The organism is Rhizobacter terrae (assembly GCF_003852895.1).
Lineage (GTDB): Bacteria > Pseudomonadota > Gammaproteobacteria > Burkholderiales > Burkholderiaceae_C > Albitalea > Albitalea terrae.
The window spans coordinates 153381-179489 of sequence record NZ_QUSW01000002.1 but is presented as its reverse complement, the minus strand read 5'-3'; the positions used below and the strand labels follow the sequence as shown (position 1 = coordinate 179489).

The 26109-nt window shown below is 67.5% G+C and carries 25 protein-coding genes; 12 read left to right on the top strand and 13 right to left on the bottom strand.

All coding sequences use genetic code 11. The features are described 5' to 3' along the window. Positions 1-31: 31 nt before the first annotated feature. Complete coding sequence (locus DZC73_RS07785; protein ID WP_124539675.1) at positions 32-241, bottom strand: cold-shock protein; 210 nt, start codon at positions 239-241, stop codon at positions 32-34. A 242-nt stretch (positions 242-483) separates the two neighbouring features. Between DZC73_RS07785 and DZC73_RS07780 the strand changes: the two genes are divergently transcribed. The 3 genes from DZC73_RS07780 to DZC73_RS07770 are packed head-to-tail and all read left to right on the top strand — an operon-like array spanning position 484 to position 2555. Then, positions 484-1443, top strand: coding sequence for an LLM class flavin-dependent oxidoreductase (locus DZC73_RS07780; RefSeq protein ID WP_328589485.1), 960 nt, complete (start codon positions 484-486; stop codon positions 1441-1443). A gap of 24 nt (positions 1444-1467) precedes the next feature. After that, positions 1468-1704: an RNA-binding S4 domain-containing protein gene (locus tag DZC73_RS07775; protein WP_124539674.1), complete on the top strand. Its 237-nt coding sequence runs from the start codon at positions 1468-1470 to the stop codon at positions 1702-1704. A 32-nt stretch (positions 1705-1736) separates the two neighbouring features. Continuing rightward, on the top strand, positions 1737-2555 hold the full coding sequence (locus DZC73_RS07770; protein ID WP_124539673.1) for an SDR family NAD(P)-dependent oxidoreductase: 819 nt from the start codon (positions 1737-1739) through the stop codon (positions 2553-2555). 642 nt (positions 2556-3197) lie between these two features. On the opposite strand, the gene DZC73_RS07765 is transcribed toward DZC73_RS07770, so the two are convergent. The 3 genes from DZC73_RS07765 to DZC73_RS07755 all read right to left on the bottom strand — a co-directional run bounded on the left by DZC73_RS07765 (position 3198) and on the right by DZC73_RS07755 (position 5804). After that, the gene (locus tag DZC73_RS07765) at positions 3198-3719 is read right to left on the bottom strand and encodes an outer membrane beta-barrel protein (RefSeq protein ID WP_161974495.1); all 522 of its coding nucleotides are present in this window, start codon (positions 3717-3719) and stop codon (positions 3198-3200) included. Between the two features lie 274 nt (positions 3720-3993). Then, positions 3994-4488, bottom strand: a complete 495-nt coding sequence (locus DZC73_RS07760; protein ID WP_124539671.1) for a cupin domain-containing protein — start codon at positions 4486-4488, stop codon at positions 3994-3996. Continuing rightward, positions 4488-5804: a GNAT family N-acetyltransferase gene (locus DZC73_RS07755; RefSeq protein ID WP_124539670.1), complete on the bottom strand. Its 1317-nt coding sequence runs from the start codon at positions 5802-5804 to the stop codon at positions 4488-4490. Before DZC73_RS07755 ends, DZC73_RS07760 begins: the two co-directional genes overlap by 1 nt. Positions 5805-5894: 90 nt before the next feature. Here DZC73_RS07755 and DZC73_RS07750 point away from each other — a divergent pair, with 90 nt between their 5' ends. Next, a complete protein-coding gene (locus tag DZC73_RS07750) occupies positions 5895-6644 on the top strand; it encodes a 2OG-Fe dioxygenase family protein (protein WP_124539669.1) in 750 nt (249 codons plus the stop codon). Between the two features lie 3 nt (positions 6645-6647). On the opposite strand, the gene DZC73_RS07745 is transcribed toward DZC73_RS07750, so the two are convergent. Further along, positions 6648-8693, bottom strand: a complete 2046-nt coding sequence (locus tag DZC73_RS07745) for a S9 family peptidase (protein WP_124539668.1) — start codon at positions 8691-8693, stop codon at positions 6648-6650. A 197-nt stretch (positions 8694-8890) separates the two neighbouring features. On the opposite strand from DZC73_RS07745, the gene DZC73_RS07740 reads away from it, so the two are divergent. Next, the gene (locus DZC73_RS07740) at positions 8891-9184 is read left to right on the top strand and encodes a hypothetical protein (RefSeq protein ID WP_124539667.1); all 294 of its coding nucleotides are present in this window, start codon (positions 8891-8893) and stop codon (positions 9182-9184) included. A gap of 23 nt (positions 9185-9207) precedes the next feature. Here DZC73_RS07740 and DZC73_RS07735 read toward each other — a convergent pair whose 3' ends face one another. Further along, positions 9208-9993: an SDR family NAD(P)-dependent oxidoreductase gene (locus DZC73_RS07735; RefSeq protein WP_124539666.1), complete on the bottom strand. Its 786-nt coding sequence runs from the start codon at positions 9991-9993 to the stop codon at positions 9208-9210. A 418-nt stretch (positions 9994-10411) separates the two neighbouring features. Here DZC73_RS07735 and rsgA point away from each other — a divergent pair, with 418 nt between their 5' ends. Further along, positions 10412-11500, top strand: a complete 1089-nt coding sequence (gene rsgA, locus DZC73_RS07730; protein ID WP_124539665.1) for a ribosome small subunit-dependent GTPase A — start codon at positions 10412-10414, stop codon at positions 11498-11500. A gap of 10 nt (positions 11501-11510) precedes the next feature. On the opposite strand, the gene DZC73_RS07725 is transcribed toward rsgA, so the two are convergent. The 3 genes from DZC73_RS07725 to DZC73_RS07715 are packed head-to-tail and all read right to left on the bottom strand — an operon-like array spanning position 11511 to position 13116. Beyond that, on the bottom strand, positions 11511-11975 hold the full coding sequence (locus tag DZC73_RS07725; protein WP_124539664.1) for a YybH family protein: 465 nt from the start codon (positions 11973-11975) through the stop codon (positions 11511-11513). A gap of 41 nt (positions 11976-12016) precedes the next feature. Then, positions 12017-12643 (bottom strand): RluA family pseudouridine synthase, encoded by a 627-nt coding sequence (locus DZC73_RS07720; protein WP_235835035.1) that lies wholly within the window; start codon positions 12641-12643, stop codon positions 12017-12019. Further along, a complete protein-coding gene (locus tag DZC73_RS07715; RefSeq protein WP_124539663.1) occupies positions 12640-13116 on the bottom strand; it encodes a protein-tyrosine phosphatase family protein in 477 nt (158 codons plus the stop codon). Before DZC73_RS07715 ends, DZC73_RS07720 begins: the two co-directional genes overlap by 4 nt. Before the next feature lie 105 nt (positions 13117-13221). Between DZC73_RS07715 and DZC73_RS07710 the strand changes: the two genes are divergently transcribed. Further along, on the top strand, positions 13222-14304 hold the full coding sequence (locus DZC73_RS07710) for a hypothetical protein (protein ID WP_124539662.1): 1083 nt from the start codon (positions 13222-13224) through the stop codon (positions 14302-14304). Positions 14305-14378: 74 nt separating this feature from the next. Further along, positions 14379-14732: a DUF1304 domain-containing protein gene (locus tag DZC73_RS07705; RefSeq protein ID WP_124539661.1), complete on the top strand. Its 354-nt coding sequence runs from the start codon at positions 14379-14381 to the stop codon at positions 14730-14732. Here DZC73_RS07705 and DZC73_RS07700 read toward each other — a convergent pair. Both DZC73_RS07700 and DZC73_RS07695 read right to left on the bottom strand, forming a co-directional pair. Continuing rightward, on the bottom strand, positions 14717-15232 hold the full coding sequence (locus tag DZC73_RS07700; RefSeq protein WP_124539660.1) for a protein-tyrosine phosphatase family protein: 516 nt from the start codon (positions 15230-15232) through the stop codon (positions 14717-14719). The two genes, DZC73_RS07705 and DZC73_RS07700, sit on opposite strands and share 16 nt — an antisense overlap. A 20-nt stretch (positions 15233-15252) precedes the next feature. Further along, complete coding sequence (locus DZC73_RS07695) at positions 15253-16020, bottom strand: SDR family oxidoreductase (protein ID WP_124539659.1); 768 nt, start codon at positions 16018-16020, stop codon at positions 15253-15255. A 149-nt stretch (positions 16021-16169) separates the two neighbouring features. Here DZC73_RS07695 and DZC73_RS07690 point away from each other — a divergent pair, with 149 nt between their 5' ends. Both DZC73_RS07690 and DZC73_RS07685 read left to right on the top strand, forming a co-directional pair. Beyond that, positions 16170-17354 (top strand): glycoside hydrolase family 18 protein, encoded by a 1185-nt coding sequence (locus tag DZC73_RS07690; RefSeq protein WP_124539658.1) that lies wholly within the window; start codon positions 16170-16172, stop codon positions 17352-17354. 82 nt (positions 17355-17436) lie between these two features. After that, positions 17437-17970, top strand: a complete 534-nt coding sequence (locus DZC73_RS07685) for a DUF3455 domain-containing protein (RefSeq protein WP_124539657.1) — start codon at positions 17437-17439, stop codon at positions 17968-17970. A 4-nt stretch (positions 17971-17974) separates the two neighbouring features. Here DZC73_RS07685 and DZC73_RS07680 read toward each other — a convergent pair whose 3' ends face one another. Beyond that, positions 17975-18979: a DUF2891 domain-containing protein gene (locus tag DZC73_RS07680; protein WP_124539656.1), complete on the bottom strand. Its 1005-nt coding sequence runs from the start codon at positions 18977-18979 to the stop codon at positions 17975-17977. Positions 18980-19034: 55 nt separating this feature from the next. Between DZC73_RS07680 and DZC73_RS07675 the strand changes: the two genes are divergently transcribed. Together DZC73_RS07675 and DZC73_RS07670 are read left to right on the top strand one after the other, a co-directional pair. Further along, on the top strand, positions 19035-21329 hold the full coding sequence (locus DZC73_RS07675; protein ID WP_161974494.1) for a TonB-dependent receptor plug domain-containing protein: 2295 nt from the start codon (positions 19035-19037) through the stop codon (positions 21327-21329). A gap of 301 nt (positions 21330-21630) precedes the next feature. Then, a complete protein-coding gene (locus DZC73_RS07670) occupies positions 21631-24537 on the top strand; it encodes a carbohydrate binding domain-containing protein (protein WP_124539654.1) in 2907 nt (968 codons plus the stop codon). A gap of 60 nt (positions 24538-24597) precedes the next feature. Here the strand turns inward: DZC73_RS07670 and DZC73_RS07665 are convergent, their stop codons facing one another. Further along, complete coding sequence (locus DZC73_RS07665; protein ID WP_124539653.1) at positions 24598-25932, bottom strand: PQQ-dependent sugar dehydrogenase; 1335 nt, start codon at positions 25930-25932, stop codon at positions 24598-24600. Positions 25933-26109 lie beyond the last annotated feature (177 nt).

The following is a 26109-nucleotide window of genomic DNA, read 5'->3' as shown; positions in this document are numbered from 1 at the left end:
TTTTTCGTGGGTGCTCGGAAATCCGGGCGCTTTACAGCGGGCGGATGTTCGCGGCTTGCAGGCCCTTCTGGCCTTGCTTGACTTCGAATTCAACGCGCTGGTTTTCCGTCAGCGTCTTGAAGCCATTGCCCTGGATGTCACGGAAGTGTGCGAACAGGTCAGCGCCGCCCGCGTCTTGAGCGATGAAGCCGTAGCCCTTCGCTTCGTTGAACCACTTCACGGTACCGGTTTGAGTCGTCATGGACGATTCCTATCTTTCAAGCAAAAAGTTATTCATGCGCGGCACATGCTGCGCATGCAGAGACACTCAAGGTGTTATTCGGGGGTTTCCAACAGAACCGATCCGGAACCGGAGCGGTGAAGCAATTGAACTCTCACAACCACAGTCTTGCGTATGCCTGTGGCGGCTAATGTACCTCATGATGTAACGGGCTCTGCAACCAGAGGTTAAGTGCTTGCCCGCAATTGACCAGAATGCGTGGCATGAAGCTGTCCGTTCTCGATCAATCGGTCTCCATCCTCGGGCGTGGAGAAGATGCGGCCATCCGCGACACGCTGGAGCTTGCGCAGCACGTGGAGCCGCTGGGCTACCACCGGTTCTGGCTCAGTGAGCACCACGGGCTGCCCACCATCGTGGGCAGCGCCCCCGAAATCCTCATGGGTGCCATCGCAGCCCGCACCGAGCGCATCCGCATCGGCAGTGCCGGCGTGATGCTGCCGCACTATTCGGCGCTGAAGGTGGCCGAGCAGTTCCGCGTGCTGGAGTCGCTGGCGCCCGGGCGCATCGACCTGGGCGTGGGGCGTGCGCCCGGCGGGGACATGCGCACCGCGCTGGCCCTGAACCCCAACGCGCATTCGGCCGCCGACGCCTTCCCCCAGCAGGTGAAGGACCTGCAAGCCTGGACGTCCCTGCCGCGCCACCAGGGCATCACGGCGCATCCGATCACGCCGCGGGCGCCCGAGATCTGGGTGCTGGGCAGTTCCGACTATGGCGCCCGGCTGGCTGCGCACTTCGGACTGCCCTATGCCTTCGCCTACTTCTTCACCGACGGGCAGGGTGCCGAGCAGGCCATGGCGCTGTACCGTGCCGGCTACCAGCCGAGCGAACGCCATCCCAGACCGCAGGCCACCTTGTGCGTGTGGGCGCTGGCGGCCGACACCGAAGCCGAGGCCATCCACCACGCCAGCAGCCGCGAGCGCTGGCGCGTGGACCGCGATCGCGGCGTGTTCGGCGCCTTGCAGTCGCCTGAAGCCATTGCAGCGCGCGGCTTCACGGCCGATGAGATGCCCACCATCGAGCGCATGCGGGCGCGCGCCTTCGTGGGCACCGCGCCGCAGGTGGCGGCCAAGCTGCGCGACCTGGCGCAGCGTTTCGAGCTGGACGAGATCGTCATCACACCTGGGCGTACGATCCGGCCGTGCGGCGACACTCCTATGCCCTGATCGCCCGCGAACTCCTGCTCTGACATGCAACTCATCGACTTCGAACTGCGCGGCGACTTCATCACCCTCGACAACCTGCTGAAAGCCACGGGCCTGGCGATGAGCGGCGGTGCGGCCAAGATGATGGTGGCCGAGGGGCTGGTGCAGGTCGATGGCCAGGATGAGTTGCGCAAGACCGCGAAGATCCGCGCCGGCCAGGTGGTGAGCGTGCATGGTGCGCGGGTGAGGGTTCTTGCGCTGTCGCAGTCGGCGCCGGGCTGACATCGTGGCGGTGGCTCAGCAAGGGAGACACCATGGCCACACGCAAATCCTCCAAGCCTGTCCAGGGTCTGACCGCGCTGGTGACCGGCGCGTCGTCAGGCATCGGCGAATCGCTCGCCCGCTGCTTTGCGGCCGATGGCCACGACCTGGTGCTCGTGGCCCGCAGCGCCGACAAGCTGCAGACGCTGGCCGAAAAGCTGGGCGGCGAGCATGGCGTGCGCGTGACCGTGCTGCCGGCCGATCTCTCCAAGCCTGACGCAGCGAAGAAACTGCGCACGGCGCTGCAACGAAAGAAGATCGCCATCGACGTCCTGGTCAACAACGCCGGCGTGCTGGACCACGGCGCGTTTACCGGCATCGCCGCCGAAAAGCACCAGGCCCTGATCGACCTGAACATCTCGGGCCTCACCGCGATGCTTGCCCACTTCCTGCCGGCGATGATCGAGCGCGGCCGCGGACGCATCCTGAACGTCGCCTCGATCGCATCGTTCCAGCCCGTGCCGTCTCTGGCGACGTACGCGGCCAGCAAGGCCTTCGTGCTGTCGCTCACCGAGTCCCTGGCGGAGGAACTCAAGGGAACGGGCGTGACGGTCACTGCACTGTGCCCGGGCATCACCGCCACGGGAATGCTTACAGGCGCGACTGATTCGAACCCACACCTCGCGAACCTGCCAGGCTTCGTGGTGGGCGATGTGGATGCCGTGGCTGCCGAGGGCTACAAGGCCTGCATGAATGGCGAGGTGATCAAGGTGCCTGGTGCGGTCAACCTTGCTGCGATCCTGGCGGCACGGGCCTCGCCGAAGTGGATCGTGCGCAAGATCACCGGGAGTGTGTTTCGCAAGGCCTTGTAGGGGGTTTTTCGCCTCCGTTTGGGTGGGGTCGCGGCAGGCGGCATGGGCCAGGGGCTGCGGCTGTGGCGGTCGGCCTGGGGCCGACTGCGCTGTGCTGCTCGCACCGAGGGGTGCACGGGGAAACTCCCGCCGCGCCCCTGCGGTGCGCTGTGGTCAAACAGTCCCCGTGAGTCAGAAGACGAAGCGTGCTGCGCACGCCACCCCTCGGTGCTGCGCTGCTCGCCGCCACAGACGCAGCCCCTGGCCCATGCCGCCTGCCGCTCAACAACCGATGGGTGTGCTCGACGAGAAAACCCAAAGCCGCAACAGCAAAGGCGTGGGTGGGCTGGCTGGGGCGCGCATCAGGAAGCGGCGAGGAGCGCAGGGCTTGTGGTCGCGCGCGCAGCGCGCTTCGTTGACTAGCTCGGCGCGGTTGTTTGAACGCAGCGAACCGAAGGGGCGCGGAGTGAGTTCTGCGCCGGACCACAAGCCCGAGCACCGCAGCGGAGTCGGCGCAACGCGCCGACCGCTTCCGCCGCGCGCCCCAGCCAGCCCACCCACGCCTTTGCCCATCCCGACAACACGCAAAAACAAGGAAAAAGGGCGGCCGCCCAAAACAGGCAACCGCCCACCTCATGTTCAACAACCAAAGTCAGCGCAAGGTCAGAACTTGTAGTTCAAGCCCACGCTGTAGAGGTCCGCGTCACCGCTCTCCCCAAAGGCCTTGAACTTGTAGCGCTCCCATTCGCCGCGCAGTGCAGTCTGCTTGCTGAAGTCGTACTGCACACCCAGGCCGAACTTGGCGTTGGTGCCGCTGTCGCTCGCCCCGCCCGACACGCTGGTGCGGCCGTTGAAGGCGCCCACGCGGCCCAGTGCGGAGAAGTTGTTGGCGATGGGCACCGTGCCCACCAAGTCGACGAAGACACCGTGGCCGCGCACGCTGCCTGCGGCGCTTTCAGCCTTGCCGACGTCGGCATAACCGGCTTCGACCGCGAGATTCGGGGTGAAGCCATAGCCACCGTACAGCTTGCCGCCGGTGGCGGAACGGTCGGTGTTCAGTCCACCGATGTCCGGCCCCTTGTAGCGGGCGCTGCCGATGGAGCCGCCGACATACGGCCCCTCTGCGTGTGCTGCAAACGCAGCAACAGCGGCGGTGCAGACGAGAGCTTTGGCGATCAGTTTCATGTGAGACTCCTTTTCTGTGTGGATGCCTTGGGCTTCATGCGGCACAAGCTGCGCCATCTGTCGAAGCCGTCGACACCCCATACCTTGCCGGGAGAATGCAAACGCAGCGTGCTGTGTTCGTATCCCGATGTGGTCACAGGTAAAGGTGAGTCAAATGCGTTTCGGTCCGGGTAACTGAGGGAACTCGCGGGGCCGTAGCTTTTCAAAAGCGCCACTGTGGTCGATTTGCCGCAGTGATGCGTGAATGCCACAAGCCCTGTCGGCGCCTGGGTGGCTACATCAATCGATGCGCATCCGCATGCAAAGCCTGGATGGCCGATTGCGCTTCGCTTCCCCGCGCAAAAGAAAAATCAGTGAAGTCGAAACCCGGGCCCACGGTCGCGCCGACGTACGCAAAACCATCCAGCGGTTCGGCTGCCTGCCACCAACCGGCAGGCACCACGTGGCGCGGCGCCGTTCCCTGGCCCACTGCATCCAGCGTGATCTGCTCGATGCGATCAAGCGACGGCGGCACGAGCCACAGCCGCAACGGACCACCTTCGAGCAGGTGCCACACCTCGTCCGATGCCACGCGATGCCATGCACTGAACTGCCCACGGGCCAGCAGGAAGTCGATGGTGGTGATGGCGCTGCGTGACTCACGGCCATCGGTGGTCTGCACAGCAGCCGGCGAGCGGAAGACCTCGCGGTAGTAGCCGCCTTCCGGATGCGGCTGCAGCCCGAGTTGCGCGACGAGTTCCGCCGCGCGTGGTGGCAGCGAATAGGCCATCACACCTCCGCTGCCTTTTCCTTCTTGAACGGACTGCGCTCCGGGGGCTCGTCGTGGCTGGCGGTCTTGGTCAACGCACTCACCAGGAAGTTCAATGCCGACACGCGGTGTCTCACTGCGCAGGCCAGCGGCTCGGGCTTGCAGCCCATCTTGGCCTTGGGCTCCAGCGCCGTGCGGCCGAGCGACAGGCGCTTGGCACCCAGCGCGATCGCATCCTGCACGGTGGACTGGAGCAGCGTCAGGTAGATGGGCGCATCGGCATTCGTCTCGCGGTCATAGCCGATGTAGTAGCCCACCGCTGTCTCGCCGTCGCCCACGCTGGTGACGAAGCCCACCATGCGGCCTTCGCGCTCGGCAATGCGGCAGATGAATCGCGTGTCCAGCGCGCCGGCCAGCGCCGGCAGGTAGCTGGGCATGAGCGTGGCCAGGCGCAGGCCCTGGCCGTGATGTACCTGCTCGTACAGCGCATGGATCTCATCCTGCCGCGCGGCCATCTCGGCCGCATCGATCACGCGCAGCGTCACGCCGGCCGATTCGCAGTCCTTGAACAGCTTCTTTGCGCCGCTGCGGTAGCTCGACGTCAGGCTGGCGAGGTAGTCGTCATAGCGCAGCCAGCCGGGCTGCAGCGTGAGCACCATGTCGGGCTCCGTCTCCAGGCTGCGGTAGCCCAGCAGGCGCAGCGAGTCCTTCACGACGGTCTGCGAAGCAGCGAAGTCCTTGATCATCGCCACGTCAGATTCGCCCAGCAGCTTGTCGGCGCGGCGCAGGCGGTAGGTGGCTTCGCCCACGCCCTGCCACAGCAGGGCCGGGTCCACGTCGGGCGCGAAGGCCACGGAGCGTGCGCCCCAGACCAGCAGGTTGCCGCACACCAGCATGTGCTCCTGCAGGCCGGCCATGGGCTTGTCGAGCAGGCGGCGCGAGCCGGGCTTGCGCAGGCGGTCGCCGCTCACGGCCACGCGCTGGAACAGCATGATGGCCACGGGCCGGTCATCCGCATAGGCCATGGCATAGCGCGGCTCGATGTTGTCCGGCGCATGCTGCTCCAGCACGCGCAGGTAGTCGCGCGAGAGGAAGACTGTCTGAGAGGCGAGCGAATCCCAGTGTGTGGGGTTCAGGAAGTCGATGCGGTCGGCCAGTGCGAACTGCAGGCCGGATGCGGTCCGGCGGGCCTTGTGGCGCTGCCGCAGCGTCTTCACGGCCTTGACCGGATCGGGGTTGGGCGCCTTGAGCTTCTTCAGCGCGGCGCCGGTGCGCTTGAGTCGGGAGAGGGCGCCGCGAAGGCGCTGCTTGGTGGAGGCGTCGGGGGTGCTGGGCATGGCGGCGAATCTACCTGAAGGGCGCACCCATCCGAGGCCCTCTGTTGGGGGGTGTCCATGCGACCGGGGGAGGGCTGGCATCATCACGGCATGACCCAGCCACTCGCCCCCCTGTTCATCGAACCCGCCCGGCTTGCCGACACCTTGCGCCACACCGGCCAGTCCGCCATCAGCCCCGCCGGACTGGGCAGCCTGCTGGGCGCTGACGTCGCCGACCTCATGGCCCTGCGCCCGAGCTGGAACGACCTGCCGCCCGATGCCTACCTGCGCGACGGCGGCCGCTACCGCAAGCGCCGGCATTCGTGCTTCGTGGTGACGGGCGAGAAGGTGGAGCAGGTGCCCCACCGTGCGCACTGGCAGCCGGTCGAATACAACGCCCTGCACGGCGGCCTGGAGCGCTGGTTCGAGCCCATGGCCCCGTCTGTCGTCGCGCAGCCGGTGTGGCCGCAGCTGCTGCGCCGCCTGGCCGCCACCTGCTCGGCGCTCAAGGGCGAGCAGCCCTGGTATGTCGAGGCCCACCAGTTCCGCATCGACACCACCGACGGCATCGGCCGCCCCACGCCCGAAGGCGCGCACCGCGACGGCGTGGACTTCGTGGTGGTCGCGCTCATCGACCGCTCCGGCGTGAAGGGTGGCGAGACGCGCGTGTTCGATGCCAATGGCCCGTCCGGCACGCGCTTCACCATGACCGAGCCGTGGACCATGCTGATGCTCGACGACGAGCGCGTGATCCACGAGACCACGCCCATCCAGCCGCTGGATGCATCGCAGCCCGGCGGCCACCGCGACACGCTGGTGCTGACCTTCCGGGCCGGGCGCTTCCAGGGGCCAGCCGCCTGAGGGTTACTTCAGCAGCGTCTGCTGCATGAACATCACGGTCGCGTAGAACTCGTAGTCGGCGTTCTCCTTGCGGGCGAAGCCGTGGCCTTCGTTCTCGGCGCGCAGGTACCACACCGGGGTCTTGTTCTCTCGCGCCTTGGCGACGATCTGTTCGGCCTCGGTGAAGGGAACGCGCGGATCGTTCTTGCCCTGCACCACGAACAGCGGCTTGGTGATGCGGCTGGCGTTGGTCAGCGGCGAGATCTTCTGCAGGAACTCGCGCATGGCCGGATCGCGCTCGTCGCCGTACTCGACGCGGCGCAGGTCGCGCCGGTAGCTCTCGGTGTTCTGCAGGAAGGTCACGAAGTTGGAGATGCCCACGATGTCGATGGACCCGGCGATGCGGTCGGCGTAGTGCGTGGACACCGCCAGGCTCATGTAGCCGCCGTAGCTGCCGCCGGTCACCATCACGCGTGATGCATCCAGCTGCGGCTGCTTGGCGATCCAGTCGAGCAGCGCGCCGATGTCCTTCACCGAGTCTTCGCGCTTCATGCCGTTGTCCAGCGCGAGGAAGGTCTTGCCGTAGCCGGTGGAGCCGCGCACGTTGGGGTAGATGATGGCCACGCCCAGCTCGTTGGTGAGGTATTCCTGCCGTCCGCCGAAGCCGGCCTTGGCCTGGCCTTCGGGCCCGCCGTGGATGTTGATGACCACCGGACGCGGCCCGTTGAAGCGGGCAGGCGGCATCTTCAGCAGGCCGGAGATGGTGCGGCCGTCGAAGCTGGGCCAGCGCACGATCTGCTGCTCCTGGAAGGTGGACGGGTCCAGGCCTGGTGGCACGTAGGCCTGCGTCCACTGCACGCTCTCGCCGGTCTTCGGGTCCACCGACCAGACCTGGTTCGGGCCCTTGGCGCTGGTCACCGAATAGGCCAGGTCCGGATGCTTCTGGTGGAAGTGCGCCGCAGTGACCGACCCCGCCGCGAGCTTCGGACGCGGCAGCTCCTTGAAGCTCTTGCCGTCGAACAGGCGCAATTCGTCCACGCCATCCACGTTGCTGCGCACGGCGATGAGGCTGCCGTCCTCGGCGAGCTCGGCGCCGTCCACGTCCCAGGGGATGTTCTGGGTGATGGTCGTCAGGCGCTTGTTGGCGAAGCGGTAGAAGGCAAGCTGGTTGAACTCGCCCTCATGGTCGCTCAGCACGAACACGCCGGTGTTGTCGCGCTTGAAGCCCACGGCGAGGTAGGTGCCGCGGTCCTTGCTGCCGTGGGCGGGCAGCACCTGCGTGAGCTTGCCGCTGGCCACGTTGAGCAGCCACACCTGCGATTCGTTGGCCGAGATGTAGCGGGTCAGTGCGACCTGCTTGTCGTCCCAGGACACGCCGCCCACGCCCCACCCGGCGCCTTCCAACTCGACCAGCCGGCGCTTGCTGGTGGGCTTGGCCGGGTCCATGAGCGTGAGGTTCTGCGTCACGGCGGCACGTGTGCCGCCCTGTGCGGTGCGGTCCAGCGGCACCGAGCTGATGAGGAGCTGGCTGGACCGGTGGAACCAGCCTTCGATGCTGTGCTTCTCGCTGGGTTCGGTGAGCAGCGCCAGCTGGCGCGTGTCGAGATCAAGCCGGAAGACCTGCGCCGCCTCGTTGCCGCCCGAGCTGCGCTCGAACACGACGTACTTGCCTTCGCGCGGCTCGTAGCTGGCCTGCGTGACCGGGTCGGCGAAGTCCGTCAGCGGCTCGGGCTCGGCGCCGGGGCCCGCGACGCGGAAGATCTGCGCGGTGTTGCCGCCGGCCTTGCGGTGCGCCACCAGCATCTCGCGCTTGGTGGGGTGCCAGTCCACGAAGGCATGCCCGCGGAACTCGGTGTACTTGGAGATCTGGCTCGCCAGGCTCTGCGGAATCGGCGGGATGCCCTGCACCACGAGGTTGGCATTGGGCGGATAGACAGCCGTGGCCGCGGCGGCGGAAGCAGCCGCGGCGGCGGCCTGGGCCTTGGCCTGCTCTTCGGCCTGCGGGTTGGCGCAGGCGGCCAGCAGCGCGGCCAGCGATGCGGCAAGGAGGATCGGGGGGATGCTCTTCATGGGCCGATGTCTCTTTCTTGTCGGGTTGAAGCGGGGCCATTGTGCCGCCGGTCGGGTGCACGCCCGTCGGGAAAACACGCATTTCGCCCCGCATGGAATGCAGTTCGTCGCAAACGGGTTGGGGCCTGCGCAGGTGCTGCCGATACTGCATCCATCGACACACCGAACGCGTGAGTCGAAGACACAAGGAACCCGCCATGAACACCACCGCCAACCGCCTGACCCACGCCGTGATGATCGCCGCCGCGCTGGCCGCATGCTTCATGGCTCAACAAACCCGTGCTGCGCAAGCGGCTCCTGCCCCGGCTGCCGTCGCACCGGCCACCAAGGTCGTGATGCTGCCCAAGGTCGTCGTGACCGGCAAGCGCGTGCAGCCTGCGCAGGTGGTCTATCTGCCGCGCGTGGAAGTCAGCGGCAAGCGTGTCGCCGACAGCCGCGACACGATGCAAGCCGGCAAGGATGGCAAGGCCGTTCTCGTCGCGATGCGCTGAGCAGGCAGGGTTCGCGGTCCGCATCACGCCGGATCGCGAACGTCCGCCACCGGATTGCTCCCGAAGTCCTTCCTCGCCAGAAACCTCAGCACCTTCGCCGCCGCGTCTTGCGGCGTCGCCAGTTGGCCCGAAGCGTGCAGCCCCATGAAATTGCCCTTGTCCGGAAAGCCCGATGAATCGGCGCCTCGCAGCTGCGTCTGCATGTCGGTGTCGATCACGCCGGGCGCCAGCGACACGATCTTCGCGCCCGCACCCCGGGTGGCCTCGCGGTGCGCTTCGTCCAGGGCCACGGCACGCGAGAAGTGGTCCATGCCGGCCTTGGAGGCGCAGTAGCTCGCGCTGCCGGCCATGGCGCGGCGGCCCAGGCCCGACGAAATGTTCAGCACCTTCACGCCGCCATGGCGCAGCGCATCCCACGGGCGCGTGGCGCGCAGGAACGAAGCGGTGAGCAACATGGCCGACTCCAGCCCCACGCGAAGCGCGGACGAGAGCTCGGCCGTCGTGGATTCATCCATTGGCCCGATGCGGGTGATGACCCCGGCGTTGTTGATGAGCGCGGCCTGCGAGAAGCGCTTCGCGTCGAAGTTGGCGAGCCAGCCTTCCACCTCGTCGGCCACCTGCGGCGCATCGGCCAGGTCGCGGGCCCATTGCTCCAGGTGCACGCCGCCTTGCGCGGCCTTCGCGCGCAGCGTCTCGTTCGTGCCACGTGAAATGCCCAGCACCACGTGACCAGGCACCAGCAACTGTTCGGCGATGGCCGCACCCATGCCCCTGGATGCACCGGTGACGATGAACAGCGACTCGGGCATGGCGACCTCCTTCGAACGTGGGAGGCGAGTATGGCGCGAAGGGGCATGCCGTTGACGCCGGCGGGGCGATGGATGCACACTGCGCTTCCTCTCGCGGCGCGTTCGTGCCGCATCCACCGCAACCTCTTGTCGAAGGAGACGTGTCATGTCCAAGCAAGCCACTGCTCCGGTGTCGGCCGCCTGAGGGCGAGGTTGCGAGCTGCATCCACGGTTTCTCGTTTGCACGCTCAGCGAATGACGGCATCGTCATTCATGCATTGATCCCCGCCGCTGTCGTCTTCGACCTCGCCTGAACCAGGCGGTCCGGCCCATCCCCTTTCCGCATTCCGATTTGTCCGCATGCCCGGCATGCGGTGTCGCGCCTGCCTGTGCGTTCCGCGCCGCGCCGGCGCATGGCCACATCCTGTTCAAGACCATCATGATCGATGTCGACTTCAACACGCTGCACCTCATGGGACTCACCCCCGCCATGGCGCAGCACCTGGTGCTTCAACCCGAGCCCGAAGGCGGGCCTTTCACCCTGGCGCGGCTGACCGAAGTGCACCGCGACAGCGTTCGCGTGCACGACGGCCGCCACGAACGATCCGCACGCGTGCTGCCGCGCGTGAGCCGCGAGCTGGACGACGACGACACGGCGCCCGCCGTCGGCGACTGGGTGCTCCTGCAGCCCGATGCGCACGGCGACTGCTGGGTGCATGCGCGGCTGCCGCCGCTCTCGCACATCGCCCGGCGCGATGCCGACGGCAGCCGCCACCCGGTGGTGAGCAACGTGGACACCGCGCTCATCGTCATGGGCCTGGATGACGACTTCAACCTGCGGCGGCTGGAGCGCTACCTGGCCCTGGTGCAAGGCAGCGGCGTGCAGCCGGTGGTCGTGCTCACCAAGGCCGACGTGGCCGCGCCCACGGCGCAACTGCTGGCCCCGCGACTGCAGGAGATCCGCGACCGCATGTCCGATGCGCTGGATGTGATCGCCGTCAACGGCACGCACCCGTCGGCCGCGCAGGCCCTGGCGCCCTGGCTCAATGACGGGCAGACCGTGGTGCTGATGGGCTCTTCAGGCGCAGGCAAGAGCACGCTCACCAACACGCTGGCAGGCGCCTTCGTGCAGGACACCGGTGCCGTGCGCGAGCACGACAGCCGCGGCAAGCACACCACCACCTCGCGTTCGCTGCACTGCCTGCCCGGTGGAGCCTGCGTCATCGACACGCCGGGGCTGCGCGCGCTGCGGCCCGACGTGGACGAGGCCACGCTGGCCTGGCTGTTCGACGACATCGGCCGCCTCGCGCTGCATTGCCGCTTCCGCGACTGCCGCCACCAGGACGAGCCTGGCTGCGCGGTGCGCGAAGGCATCGGCCACGACCGCCTGCGCAACTACCACAAGCTGCTGCGCGAGGCGCGTCGCGACACCATGAGCGTGCTGGAGCGCCAGCAGCAGGCGGCGGCCTGGAAGGTGCGCGGCAAGGCCACGCGGGCGTGGATGAAGATGAAGCGGGGTGACGAGTGAGGCGGGCTTGTCACTGCTCGTCGCAAGGGCCGCCCTTGTCGAAGACGATGCGCCAGGTGCCCGGCGCCTCCTGGCGCCAGATGGAGGTGAATCGGCCCACGCATTTGCCTGTCGGGTCGAAGACGGGGCCGGTGCTCAGCGCGAGCGTGCCCGAGTCCAGCGCCTCGACGCGGTCGGGCTTCCACGAGAAGGGCGCTGCGGGCTTCTCATACAAGCGCTTCCAACCATCAGCCACGGCCTGCTTGCCGCGCAGCGGCTGCGGGCCGGAGAAGAAAACGGCCTCCTCGGACAGGAAGCTCGTGAAGGCCGCATGGTCGCGGTCGGCCATGGTCTTGGCGAAGGCGCGTTCAGTGTCGGCGACCTGCTTTTCCAGCACGGCGCGATCCGGCTTGGGTGCCAGCGCAGGCGGGCTGCACAGGTTGGCGCAACCGGCGAGCGTGGCGGCGAGAAGCAAACCAGTGAGGGCGATGCGCATCGGGGGCTCTCCTGTTGGTGTCGTGTCGGAATGGCAGCAGTCTAGAAAGGCACCGTGCTTTGCAGCATCAGGTCCTGCCCGCTCACCGGATGCGGCAGGCGCAGTTCGCACGCATGCAGCAGCATGCGCGTCGACTCGGCGGCGCGAACCGGGTCGTACAGCTCATCGCCGACGATGGGGTGCCCGATGGACATCAGGTGCACGCGCAGCTGATGCGAGCGGCCCGTCACCGGCTCCAGCGACAGGCGCGTGCGGCCGCTGGCTTCATCGCGTGACATCACCTGCCATCTCGTGAGCGATGGCTTGCCGATGTCATGGTCGACCTTCTGCAGCGGCCGGTTCGGCCAGTCGGCGATGAGCGGGAGGTCGATCTCGCCCTCGTCCTGCGCCACGAGGCCTTGCACCACCGCCTCGTAGCGCTTGTGCACCGACCGCCCGGCGAAGGACATGCTCATCGTTCGCTGCGCCTGCGCGCCGCGCGCGAACACCAGCAGGCCGGAGGTGCCCATGTCCAGCCGGTGCACGATGAGCGCGTTCGGCCAACGCTGCGCCACCCGCAGTGCCGCACAGTCGCGCTTGTGCTCGCCACGCCCGGGCACCGAGAGCATGCCCGCGGGCTTGTCCACCGCGACCATGGCGTCGTCGGCGTAGACGAGCGACGGGCTCAAAACCGATCCACCAGGCCCGACTGCGCCGCGTTCTCGGGGTTCGATCCGGCATCGCGCACCCGCTGCAGGGCTTCCTCGCGGCCCAGGCCCAGCTGCTTGAGCACGCAGGCCGCGGTGGTGCCGGTGCGGCCGATGCCGGCAGCGCAGTGCAGCATCACCGCATCGCCGGCCTTCAATGCCTGGGCGATCTGCCCGATGCCATCGCGGAAGTCCGCCATGTCGCGCGGCACACCGTAGTTCTGCACCGGCAGGTTGAGGTAGCGGAAGTCCAGCGAGCCCTCGGCGATGGCGCGCCAGTACGCGGGCGACAGCGAGGCGATTTCCTCGGCCGGCGTGAGGCTCACCACCAGGGCGAGCTCGCGCTGGCGCGCCTCGGTGAGGAAATCAGCCCAGCGCTCGAAGCGGCCGGGCATGGAGCCCAACCACAGGGAGCCGGGGGCAAGGTCGGAAACGGGCAGCGCGCGAAGGGTCATGGTGGGGCGATGTTGCCATCGCGCAGGCGGCTTGTGTGCCGTCATACACGCAATGCGGACATGCCGGGTGTCAATCGCTGGGCCGGCGCTGCCGACAATGCTGGCATGCGCGCCGCCTGCCATCTTTTCGCTCGCCTGTTCATCGTGGCCTGGCTCGCCGTGTCGGGCGCGGCACATGCGGCCAAGGACTTCGACCTGTACTGGATGAAGACCCGCTTCGACCACGAGATCGCCTTCCGGGCCGCGGCCATCCACGTCGCCTGGGGGGCGGAGGCGCTGTGCGACGACACCACCGAGATCGAGCCCTTCGTGCTGTGGTCGGCCAACGCCGTGCCCAAGCGGCTGTCGGCCGATGAGCGTGCGCTGCTCAAGGAAGCCACCGGCATGGACGACCAGTGGCGCCTGGCCTGGCTGGACGAAGGCGCGCCCGACGACCTGCGCATCGGCATGGTCGTGACGCACATCAACGACCGTCCGCTGCCGCAGCAATCCACCCGCCTGGACATGACCGCGGTGTTTCGCGGCAACTCGCCCCTGTCGGCCGACGACGGCGGCTTCTGGGGCGTGCTGCTGCAGGCCCGCGCCGAGGCGCTGGAGAACAAGCCCATGGTGCTGACGCTGGAAGGCGGCCGCAAGGTCACGGTGGAAACCCAGGCCGGTTGCGCCGGCAGCGTCATTGCCAGTGCCTTCGACAACGAGCCCGACCGCTTCTGGCGGCAGGGCAACAAGCGCGCCAAGATTCCCGGCAACGCGCTCATGGTGGCGTCCACCCCGGACGAATTCCGCTGGCTCGCGGCTTTCGGCACCTACTTCCAGGCGACCGAACGGGCCATCGGCCGGGCAGAGGTGGCCGAGAGCGTGTCGCCGGTCTTCACCGTGGGCAAGGTGCTGACCATGGCCTTGCCCGGCTCGGGCGTGCTGCTGACCCTGATGGAGCAGCAGACCGAGCGGGTCATCTCGGTGGATGGCTTGTCCAGCAGTGCCGACCTGTTCGCCAACGAGGTGGTGCTCGCCCTGGGCGGCGACCCGGCCGTCGGCCTCAAGCTCAACGAACGCATGCGCGAGCGCGGGGCGGGCGTGGACGAATTGCTGATGACCGATTTCCGCAAGGCCAACTCGCAGACCCACCTGGAGAAGCTGCGCGAGGTCATCGTGCAGAAGCAGGCGCCAGCCGGTGGTGGCTCTTAGGTGACACGGGCAGGGTGGGGCGCGTCGTAGACTCGCGCCGGTCCGAGCCACAACACACCACACCTGGAGGAGCCATGCTCGCCAACATCCTGATCGGCCTGGTGGCCTTGCTTCACGTCTATTTCCTCATCCTGGAAATGTTCCTCTGGAGCAAACCCTTCGGCCAAAAGGCCTTCAACCTGACGCCCGAATTCGCCGAGGCGTCCAAGACGCTGGCGGCCAACCAGGGGCTCTACAACGGCTTCCTGGCTGCGGGCTTGGCCTGGGGCATCTGCCTGGGCGCGGCAGGCTTCTCGGTGAAGCTGTTCTTCCTCGTCTGCGTGATCGTGGCGGGCGTCTACGGTGCCATCACGGTGAGCCGAAAGATCCTGGTCGTGCAGGCCGTGCCGGCGGTGCTCGCAGTCGGCGCCCTCTACGCCGGCATCTGATCGCCCGGCCTGCGGCCGGCAAAGCGTTCGACCCAATCGGCCTGCTCGGCGGTGTCGGGCATGGCAATGCCACGGGCGCGGCTGAGCCGGTGGAAGATGTCGTCGAAGGGCACACCCAGGCGGTGCAGCAGGCAGCCGGCCACCAGCCCGGTTCGCCCGATGCCGGCGCGGCAATGGATGGCCAGGGCCGTGCCCTGAAGCATGTCGGCGTGCAACTCGTCGACGAACGCCGACAGTTCACGCCTTGACGACGGTGTGCCCCGATCCGGGATCGGAAAGGACCGGAAGGCGATGCCGCGCTCGACGCACAGCGCCTTTTCCGACGCCAGGTCCAGCTCGCGCACCTCGTGCGGCTCCAGCAGCGACACGATGCAGCGGACGCCGGCCGCGTGCCACCGGGCCACTTCATCGACCAGCCACTCCCCGCCGCGAGGTCTCGGCGACAGGGCCAGGCGGTGCGGCGCGATGCCGTCCACCCAGTGCAGTGAGGGTTCGAACATGGGGCTCCCTGGCCGATGGCTCAGACCGCCACCATGCCTCCATCCACGGCCATCGGGTGCCCGGTCACGAAGCTTGCTGCGTCCGAGCACAGGAACAGCACTGCGTTGGCAATCTCTTGCGGCTCGCCGACTCGCTTGAGCAGGTGCAGCCGTTCCATCCGCGGCTGCCGGCGCGGGTCGGCGGCGAAGGCGCGCTCCATCATGGGCGTGTTGATGACGCCGGGGCACACCGCGTTGACGCGGATCTTGTGCCGCCCGTATTCAGCCGCCGCGGCCTTGGTGAGGCCGATGACGCCGTGCTTGCTGCCGCAGTAGGCGGGCATCATCGGCGCGCCGACCAGGCCGGCCACCGAGGCGGTGTTCACGATGGCGCCACCGCTGCCTTGCGCGAGCATCTGCGTGAGCTCGTGCTTCATGCTCAGCCACACGCCCTTGAGGTTCACGCCGATCACGCGGTCGAAGGTGTCCTCCTCGCATTCGTGGGTGGGCTGGGCCTCGACCTCGATGCCCGCATTGTTGAATGCCGCGTCCAGCCGGCCGAAGCGTTCGACGGTGAAGGCCACCATGTGCTTCACGTCGTCGCTGCGCGTCACGTCGACCTGCACGGCCGCGGCGCGGCCACCGGCCACGGTGATTTCCTTGGCCACGAGCTGCGCTGCACTGCCATCGCGGTCGGCCACCACCACGGCTGCGCCGGCCTGCGCGAATGCCAGGGCCGTGACCCGGCCGATGCCGCCGGCACCACCGGTGACGAGTGCGACTTTTCCTTCGAACGATTGCTGCTGCATGGGAACTCCAAGGGGGACTGGCGCAGGGTACCGCATCGTTCCTGTCCGGTAGGCGACAGCGCGGCTTGCGATTTCGTACCTCGAAGAAACCGCGTCCTGCCGCCCAAAATCGGGTACACCAGCGAGCATAACAACGCAGGAAGATTCCGATGATGACGTCGTGGAAGGCGCTGGCCCTGGCCGCGCTCACCTTGGGCTGTGCCTCGGGCCAGGCAGCGCCCGCACCCAAGGGCAAGCTGCTCATCGCCTACTACCTGGCCACCACGAAGCCGGCCGAGCGCTACGTGTCGCCCGACTCACTGCCGGGCCGCAAGCTCACGCACTTGAACTACGCCTTTGCGAACATCGCCGGCGGCGAGATCGCGATCGGCAATCCGTCGGTGGACACCGACAACTTCGCCAGGCTGCGCACGCTGAAGAAGAAGTCGCCGGGTCTGAAGACGCTCATCTCGGTGGGCGGCTGGGAATGGTCGGGCCAGTTCTCCGACGTGGCGCTCACGGCCGAGTCCCGCGCGAAGTTCGCGGCCAGTGGCGTGGCTTTCATCCGCAAGCACGGATTTGATGGTGTCGACGTCGATTGGGAGTTCCCCGTGGCGGGCGGCATGGAAAGCAACGTGCACCGGCCCGAGGACAAGCAGAACTTCACCTTGCTGATGCAGGCCCTGCGCGAGGCGCTCGACCAGGCCGGCCGCGAAGACAAGCGCCACTACCTGCTCACCGCAGCCGTGGGCAACAACGACAGCTACCTGCGCAACACCGAGCCCGAGGCGATCGGCCGCGCGCTGGACTGGCTGAACGTGATGACCTACGACATGAACGGCCCCTGGAGCGCGCGCTCGGGCCACGTCGCGCCGCTGTACCCCGACCCCGCCATCAGCGGGCCGGGCCTGGACCCGCGCAACAACGTGTCGGAGGTGATCGGGCAATACCTGGCGGCCGGGGTGCCGGCGGGCAAGATCGTGATGGGCGTGCCCTTCTACGCCTATTCGTGGAGGGGCTGCGCGGCCGCCCTGGATGGGCAGTACCAGTCCTGCGGCGGCAAGGGCCCGGGCACCTGGGAAGAAGGTGCGCTGGACTATGCCGACCTCGTGAAGAACTACGTCGGCCGCAATGGCTACGAGGTGCACTGGAACGAAGCGGCCAAGGTGCCGTACCTCTACAAGGCCGGGACTGGCGAGTTCGTCACCTACGACGATCCGCGGTCCCTGCGGGAAAAGCTGCGCTTCCTGAAGGCCAAGGGGCTGGCCGGTGCGATGTTCTGGCAGATCACCGGCGACCACCGCGATGCGCTGCTGAATGCGCTGGCCGCCGGGCTGAGGCCGGGCGGGAAGTAACTCTTTCCAGGGGATCTGCGTCCGTCGACGGGGTCGTCTCGTAGGTGGGGTTGTCACGAACCCTTTCCCTGAGGAGCCCCGAATGAAGCGCCCGATCGCCATCGCCTGCCTGCACATCTTCCTGTGCGGTTGCGCCAGCCAGCCGCCTGCCTCGCCCGAGGTGGCCGTGCCCGACCAGCTCAGGCCCGATGCCACCCAGTCGGCCTTCACCACGCTGGCAGCGCGCGGCGTGCAGATCTACGAATGCCGGACGAAGAAGGACAACCCGGGCGCCGCGGAATGGGCGTTCGTGGCGCCGGAAGCGCAGCTGTATGACGCGAACGGCAAGCTCGTGGGCAAGCACTACGCCGGCCCGCACTGGGAAAGCACGGACGGCAGCAAGATCGTCGGCAGCGTGACGGCGCGCGCCAATGCGCCGCAGGCCGGCGCCATCCCGTGGCTGCTGCTGTCGACCAAGTCGGACGGCCCGTCGGGTGTGTTCGCGAAGGTCACCAGCATCCAGCGGGTGAGCACCATGGGCGGCGCTGCGCCGGCAGAGGGCTGCTCCGGCACCTCGCTGGGCAAGACGGCGCGCGTGGTCTATTCGGCCGACTACGTGCTGTTCGCGCAGCGCTGAGGACTCACACCGACAGCAGCGCGAAGCTCACCAGCCAGTGCGTGGCCGCGAAGTCGCCGGTGATGATGTGAGGCCATGCGGCATGCCAGTGGGCTTGCGCGGCGTCCAGCATGGGCTGGTGCTGGTCGCGTCCGACCTGGTCCGCCAATGAAGACAGGCACCAGGCGCGTGAGAGGTTCAGGCCGTCCAGGTGGACGAGCTGGGCGTCCACGCGGTCGCTGACGATGGCCGGCTGAAGCCAGTGGCGCAGGGCTTGGCCTGCAGCATCGAAGGACTGCCACCATGCGGGGAAGCGTTCGCCCAGCACGCGGCTCATCAGCAATGCTTCGCACAAGCCGGCCGAGAGGAAATCCGAACCGCCTGGCTCGTAGTGCGAGGGGTAGGCGTGGTCCTGCCCGAACCAGCGCTCGGCAGCGGCGTCGATCGCCGAGCGCAGCGCTGCATCGTTCCTGCGCAAGGCGAAGTCCCGCGCCAGCACCATGGCGAAGGCGTAGTTCGCATGCGTTCCCGCCCGCACCGGGTAGTGGCTGAGGCCGAGGAAGCGGGTGAGCCTCAGGGCGATGTCATCGGCCAGAGGCGCCAGCGCCTGGGCCCAGGCCTGCACGCGTGAATCGGCACCGGAGGCTTCCAGTTCGTACTGCAGCTTGAGCAGCCAGGCCCAGCCATAGGGGCGCTCGAAGGCGGCGCGTCCTGGTGTGGCCGCGTAGGCGCGTTCGATCGCCACTTTGTCCGGGGTGAAGTGCTCATCCAGGTGCTGCTCGATCTCGCTGCGCAAGGCCAGCGCCGGCACCATCGCGCGCAGCCTCAGCAGCGACCAATGCATGTGCACGCTGGAATGCCAGTCGTAGCTGCCCCAGAACACCGGGTGGATGTCGCGCGGCAGTGGCTGGTCCTGCGCATGCAGGATGAGGTGGTCCAGCTTGTGCGGAAACTCGCGGCGCACGGCGTGCAAGGCGCAATCGGCGAGTGCATCGGCCTGAGCGCGGACGAAGTGTTCAAAACTCAGCATGTTTTCCCTCGTGACGGACATGATTCTTAACATGGGTCACAGAGAATCCCTGCCCATGACTCAACGATTGCTCTCGCACGCCGCACTCGCATGCGCCGCCACGGCAGCGACCTTCGCGGCCCAGGCACAAGAACAGGCCAATCCGCCGGCACAGGCTGCTTCCGCCGCCCGTCCTCCCGCAAGGCCGGCATCGGCGCCGGGCGCCACCAAGCTCGACCGCGTGGAGGTGACCGGCGGCCGGGCCAACGAGACCGAGCAGCGCCGGCAATCGACCGCGGCCAAGATCATCATCGGCCGCGACGAGATCGAGCGCTACGGCGACAGCACGGTGGGCGAGGTGCTCAAGCGGCTGCCGGGCGTCACCATGCAAGGCGCGCCGGGACGCGGCGGCAACATCCGCATGCGCGGGCTGGGTGGCGGCTACACGCAGATCCTGCTGGACGGCGAGCGTGTGCCGCCGGGCTTCTCGCTGGACTCGCTCACGCCCGAGCAGATCGAGCGCATCGAGGTGCTGCGCGCACCGACGGCCGAGACCGGCGCGCGGGCGATTGCCGGCACCATCAACATCATCACCCGTGAAGGCTTCCGCAAGCGGCTCAACGACTTGCGCATCGGCGCGCAGTTCGAGAACGGCCACGTGAACCCGGGGCTGTCCTGGACGCGCAACGAGGCCCTCGGCCCGTGGACCGTGAACGTCTCGCTCACGGCCTTCAGCGGCAAGCGCGAGAGCGAGAGCACCACCGAGACCGCGCGCCAGGGGCCGACCGACCCTGCGCCCACCATGGCGCGCAGCGAGCACAGCCTCAGCGAGGACACGCGGCACGGCCTGCACCTCACCTCGCGGCTGCAATGGCGGGGAGAGAAGGGCGAGTCGCTCACGCTGATGCCCATCATCATCGCCAACAGCGGGTCGGGCGCGCGGCAGTCGCAGATCACGCAGATCGTGGACGACCCGGCGCGGCCCGCCGGCTACGACCATTCGGCCAGCACCAGCGACAACGAGTTCCTGCTGACGCGGCTGAACGCGCAATACAACCATGCCCTGACCCCGTCGACGCGTCTCGAATGGCGGGCCGGCCTGGGCCGCGCCCACAGCCGCAACCGCAGCTCGCGCAATGAGTTCGATGCCTCGGATGCCTTCACCCGCCGCCTCGATGACGATGCCGACGTGCACGACGACTCCGGCAACCTCTCGCTGAAGTGGCTCACGCAGCTCGACAGCGAACACAGCCTGGTCTTCGGCGCCGAGACCGAGGCCACGCGCCGCAACGAACTGCGCACCACCTTCCAGACGACGCCGGCCGGCGGCACCGTGCCGCTGTACGACGACCTGGGCGACAATTTCCGCGCCAGCACTTCGCGCGTGGCGCTGTACGGGCAGGACGAGTGGAACATCAGCCCGACCGTGGCGGCACACGCGGGCATCCGCTGGGAGGGCATCGACACCCGGTCCGACGCGGGCGGCGCCGGTGCCGACGGCGGGCCGGTGCACAACCGCAGCAGCGTGGTCACGCCGATCGCGCATGCGGTGTGGAAGCCCGAACCCAACAGCCGCGACCAGGTGCGCCTGAGCCTCACGCGCAGCTACAAGTCGCCCACACTGAACAACCTCATCGGGCGGCCCTCAGTGTCCAGCCGCTTCCCGGTGGACGGGCCGATCAACGATGCGACCTCGCCCGACCGCGTGGGCAACCCCGACCTCAAGCCCGAACTCGCGCGCGGCATCGACCTCGCCTTCGAGCACTACATCAAGGGCGGCGGGCTGCTCAGCGCCAACGTGTTCCACCGAGACATCACCAACCTCATCCGCACGCTGACGGCGGTGGAGACGCCGTGGTGGTCCGGCGGCAAGCCGCGCTACGTGGCCCGGCCGCAGAACATCGGCGATGCGGTCACGCAGGGCATTGAACTCGAAGCCAAGTTCCGTGCTTCCGATGTGTGGGAAGGCGCGATTCCGCTGGACGTGCGCACCAATGCCAGCTTCTTCCAATCCCGCGTGAAGAGCGTGCCGGGCCCCGACAACCGGCTGGACCAGCAGCCGAGCGCCACCGCCAACCTCGGCTTCGACTACCGCTTTCGCGGCATGCCGCTGACGGTGGGCGGCAACTACAACTGGAACCCGGCCTACAACACGCGGCTGAGCGAAGACCAGTACGCCTACCAGGGCGCCAAGCGTGTGCTCGATGCGTATGCGCTGTGGGTGTTCAACCCGGCGCTGCAGCTGCGCGTCTCGGGCAGCAACCTCACCGCGCTCGACTACGTGACGGGTTCGACCATCGCGCCGGAAACGGCGACGACGATCGCGAAGTCGTACGTGAACTGGCAGGTGAGGCTGGAGATGAAGCTGTGACTTCCTGAGGTCCGGAAAAATACCAACATCTGCGCATGTAGCGCGGCGTAGCCTCGAACAAACAGCGCTCATTGGACTGCCCACAGCCGACCTGTGCGGCAGGCCCGAGGATGCGCAGGATTTGTCGCCGCGCGATGCCACGGTAGTTGCGGTGCATACACGGCCTACATCGCCGTAGTCTTCGTTTGTACTCCTGCTACACGCTGTTGGCACTCGCCATGCCCGTCGGGCGTCCCTAGCATCCGACCCCGCCCCGGCACAGACCGCGCGGCGTCACGACACAAGACTGGAGACAAACGACATGAGCAGTTGGCGCAAGCCGGCGCTGCTCGGGCTCGCGATCGCATTGAGCATGCCGATCGCTGCCCGCGCTGCCACGGCCACGATCTACTACGACACCTCCACCAAGGGCTGGAGCACCGCGAACGTTCACCACAATGCCAGCGGCAGCTGGACAGCCGTGCCGGGCGTGGTGATGGACGAAGCCGCCTGCGGCACCTGGCGCCGCAAGACGCTGGACTTCAGCACCGGCACCAGCTTCCAGGCGGTGTTCGCCAACGGCTCGGGCGCCTGGGACAACCCCAGCGGCGGCGGTAACTACGTCGTGCCGGCAGGCACGCACCAGGTGCGTGGCGGGTCCATCAGCGCCAACGCCGGTAATCCGTGCGACACCAGCGGCAACCAGTCGGCCACCGTGTTCTACAAGCCCACCAACACGAGCTGGACCACGGTCTACATCCACTACGCCCCCAATGGCGGTCAGTGGACGACGCTGCCCGGCGTGGCCATGGACGCGGCCTGCAACGGCTGGCGAAAGAAGGTGGTCGCGCTGGGTTCGGCGACGGGCGCGGCCGTGACCTTCAACAACGGGTCGGGCTCGTGGGACAACAACGGCGGCAAGAACTACGCGCTGGGCACGGGCAACATCAAGGTCGAGAACGGCGCGGTGAGTGCGGGTGATCCGTGCGGCGATCTCGTCGCGCCGAGCGTGCCGACCAACGTGCGCCAGACGGCGGCCACGCCGACGTCCATCACCCTGGCGTGGGACGCCTCCACCGACAACGTGGGCGTCGCGGCCTACGAGGTCTACCTCGGTGGTTTCTACGTCTCCAGTCCCACGGGCACGCTGCTCACGATGACCGGCCTCACGCCGGCCACCACCTACAGCTTCACCGTGCTCGCCAAGGATGCCGTGGGCAACAAGTCGGCCCAGAGCGTGCCGGTACAAGGCAGTACCTCCGCAGACAATGGTGGCCAGCCATCCGGTACGCCCATCGGCACCGACATGCGCGAAGACGCCATCTACTTCGTGATGACCGCGCGCTTCTATGACGGCGATGCGAGCAACAACCGCGGCGGCCAGTTCCACAACAAGTTCAACGCGGCCAACAACGACCCGATGTTCCGCGGCGACTTCAAGGGGCTCATGCAGAAGCTGGACTACATCAAGGGCCTGGGCTTCTCCGCGATCTGGATCACGCCGGTGGTGCTCAACCGCTCGGACTACGACTTCCACGGCTACCACGGCTACGACTTCTACCGCGTGGACCCACGCCTCGAATCGCCGGGCGCGAGCTACCAGGACCTGATCAACGCCGCGCATGCCAAGGGCATCAAGATCATCCAGGACGTGGTCTACAACCATTCGAGCCGCTGGGGCGCGAAGGGCCTGTTCACGCCCAAGGTGTACGGTGTGCGCGATGCACAGTGGAGCTGGTACTACGACGTTCCGCGCACCGACGGCTATGTCTACGACGGGCTCTACCCCACCGACGTGGGTGCCAAGGCCTACAACGGCGACATCTGGTCCACCACCGAGCCCGCGGGCAACACCTGCCGCAGCTGGGGCGTGCCCACGTCCTTCACCAGTGCCGAGGGCTACCGCATCTACAACTGCCAGTGGCCGAGCCCGACCTCCGGCATGTTCCCGGCGCTCTACTACCACCAGTGCTGGATCGGCAATTGGGAAGGCGAGGACTCTCGCAGCTGCTGGCTGCATGAAGACCTGGCCGACTTCAACACCGAGTCCAAGCCGGTGCAGGACTACCTCACCGCGGCCTACAACAAGTTCATCGACATGGGCGTGGACGGCTTTCGCATCGACACCGCGGTGCACGTGCCGCGCGTGACCTGGAACCGCCGCTTCCTGCCGGCCGCGCTGAACCACTCGGTGGAGAAGTTCGGCGACAAGGGCCGCAACTTCTACATGGTGGGCGAGGTGGGCGCCTTCGTGAACGACAAGTGGAACCGCGGCTCGGTGAACCACTCGGCGCAGTTCTTCACCTGGAAGGAGCGCAAGGACTACACCAGCGATGACGTGCAGGCCTCGCTCGACCAGTACAACTACGAGGAGCAATTGGGCACGGGCAGCCAGCCCACGTCCACCAATGCGTTCCTGAGCGGCAACAGCTACCACGCACCGGACCGCAGCCAGTTCTCGGGCATGAACATCATCGACATGCGCATGCACATGAACTTCGGGGATGCGAACAACGCGTTCTGGAACGGCAAGGACTCGGACGACTCGACCAACGACGCCACCTGGAACGTCGTGTACGTGGACAGCCATGACTTCGGCCCGAACAAGTCGTCGACCGCCTACGCCGGCGGCACCGATGCCTGGGCCGAGAACATGAGCCTGATGTGGACCTTCCGCGGCATTCCCACGCTGTACATGGGTTCGGAGATCGAGTTCCAGGCCGGCAAGCAGATCGACTGCGGTCCGACCTGCCCGCTGGCGACGACGCGGCGCGCCTACTTCGGCGACAAGATCGAAGGCAGCGTGACGGCCTCGGGCTTCGGCACGGTGTCGTCCGCGAGCGGCGCGGTGGCGACGACGCTGAGCTACCCGCTGGTCAAGCACGTGCAGCGGCTCAACCAGATCCGCCGTGCGATTCCTGCGCTGCAGAAGGGACAGTATTCGACGCAGGGCGTGTCGGGCGGCATCGCGTACAAGCGGCGATACACCGACTCGGCCACGGGCGTGGACAGCTTCGTGCTGGTGACCGTGTCGGGCTCGGCGACCTTCTCCGACATTCCGAACGGCACCTACCGTGATGCGGTGAGCGGCGACGTGAAGGTGGTCAGCGGCGGCACGCTCACGGCCACGCTGTCGGGCAAAGGCAATGCACGCATCTACGTGCTGGACCTGCCGGGCAATCCGGCGCCGGGGAAGATCGGCACGGATGGGCCGTATCTGAAACCCTGATCGACGCTTGATCCTGCGGCGCGGGCCTCGCGAGAGGCCCGCGCCGCATTTGCGTTGGCGCTACCGCTTCGCCGTCGCCCGCCAGATCACATTGCCCACGTCATCGGCCACCAGCAGCGCACCGCGCTTGTCCAGCGCCACGCCCACCGGCCGGCCATATGCATCACCTTCCGAACTCAGGAAGCCCGTCAGCACATCGATGGGCATGCCCGATGGCTTGCCGTTGCTGAACGGCACGAACACCACCTTGTAGCCCGACGGCGGCTTGCGGTTCCAGGAGCCGTGCTCGCCGATGAACATGCCGTTGGAGAAGGGCGCGGGCAGGGCGGTCTTGTCGGCTGCGGCCAGCCCGAGCGCCGCCACGTGCGCGCCCAGCGCGTAGTCGGGCGGGATGGCCTTGGACACCAGGTCGGGCCGTTGCGGCTTCACGCGGTCGTCCACGTGGCCGCCGTAGTAGCTGTAGGGCCAGCCGTAGAAGGCGCCGTCCTTCACCGATGTCAGGTAGTCGGGCACGAGGTCGTTGCCCAGTTCGTCGCGCTCGTTGGCCACGGTCCACAGCGCGCCGCTGCCGGGCTCCCAGGCCATGCCGTTGGGGTTGCGGATGCCGGTGGCGAACACGCGCTTGGCGCCGGTCTTGAGGTCGATCTCCCAGATCGCCGCGCGGCCGTCTTCCTTGTCGATGCCGTTCTCGCCCACGTTGCTGTTGGAGCCCACCGTGGCGTAGAGCTTGCTACCGTCGCGGCTGGCGATGATGTTCTTGGTCCAGTGATGGTTCAGCGTTCCGCCGGGCAGGTCAGTGACCTTGGTGCCGGCGGCGGTGATGTGCGTCTGGCCCTCGCTGTAGGGGAAGCGCATCACCGAGTCGGTGTTGGCGACGTACAGGTCACCGCCCACCAGCGCCATGCCCAAAGGCGAATGCAGGTGCTCCAGGAACGGCGTCTTCACCTCGGCCACGCCGTCGCCATCGGCATCGCGCAGCAGGGTGATGCGGTCGGCACTCGTGACACCCGCGCCGGCCTTCTTCATGAGCTGCTTCATCACCGCGCCCTTGATGCCCTTGCCGTCATCCGGCTTGGGTGGCGCATTCGTCTCGGCCACCAGCACGTCGCCATTGGGCAGCACGTAGACCCAGCGCGGATGCGCCAGGCCGCTGGCAAAGGCATTCACCGCCACGCCGCTGGCGGTAGAGGGTCCCGCGCCCTGCGGCCACCCCTTGACCGCAGCGACCTGCACCGTGGGAATGAGATGCTTCTCAGGCGCCGGCAGCGTCGGGTTCGGGCCGATGGTGGATTCAGGCGAGGGCTGGGCCGTGGTGGCGGCACCCGCGCAGGCGGTCAGGGCAGCAAGCGCGGCGCAGGCCAGCGCAGTGGTGCGTGCGGAAGGACGTCGAGCCATGGCGATACTCCTTGCTCATGGTGGCATCCATCCACTATCTCGCAGGGGCACAGCCGGCGCAGTCAGCCAGCACCGTCAATCCTTGTCAGACACAGCCCCACAAACGGAGCGAGCCCCGCTAGCGACCCATCAAGCCACACCCGCGGATCCGGCTTTGCCGGTCCGCCGGGTGGCGCC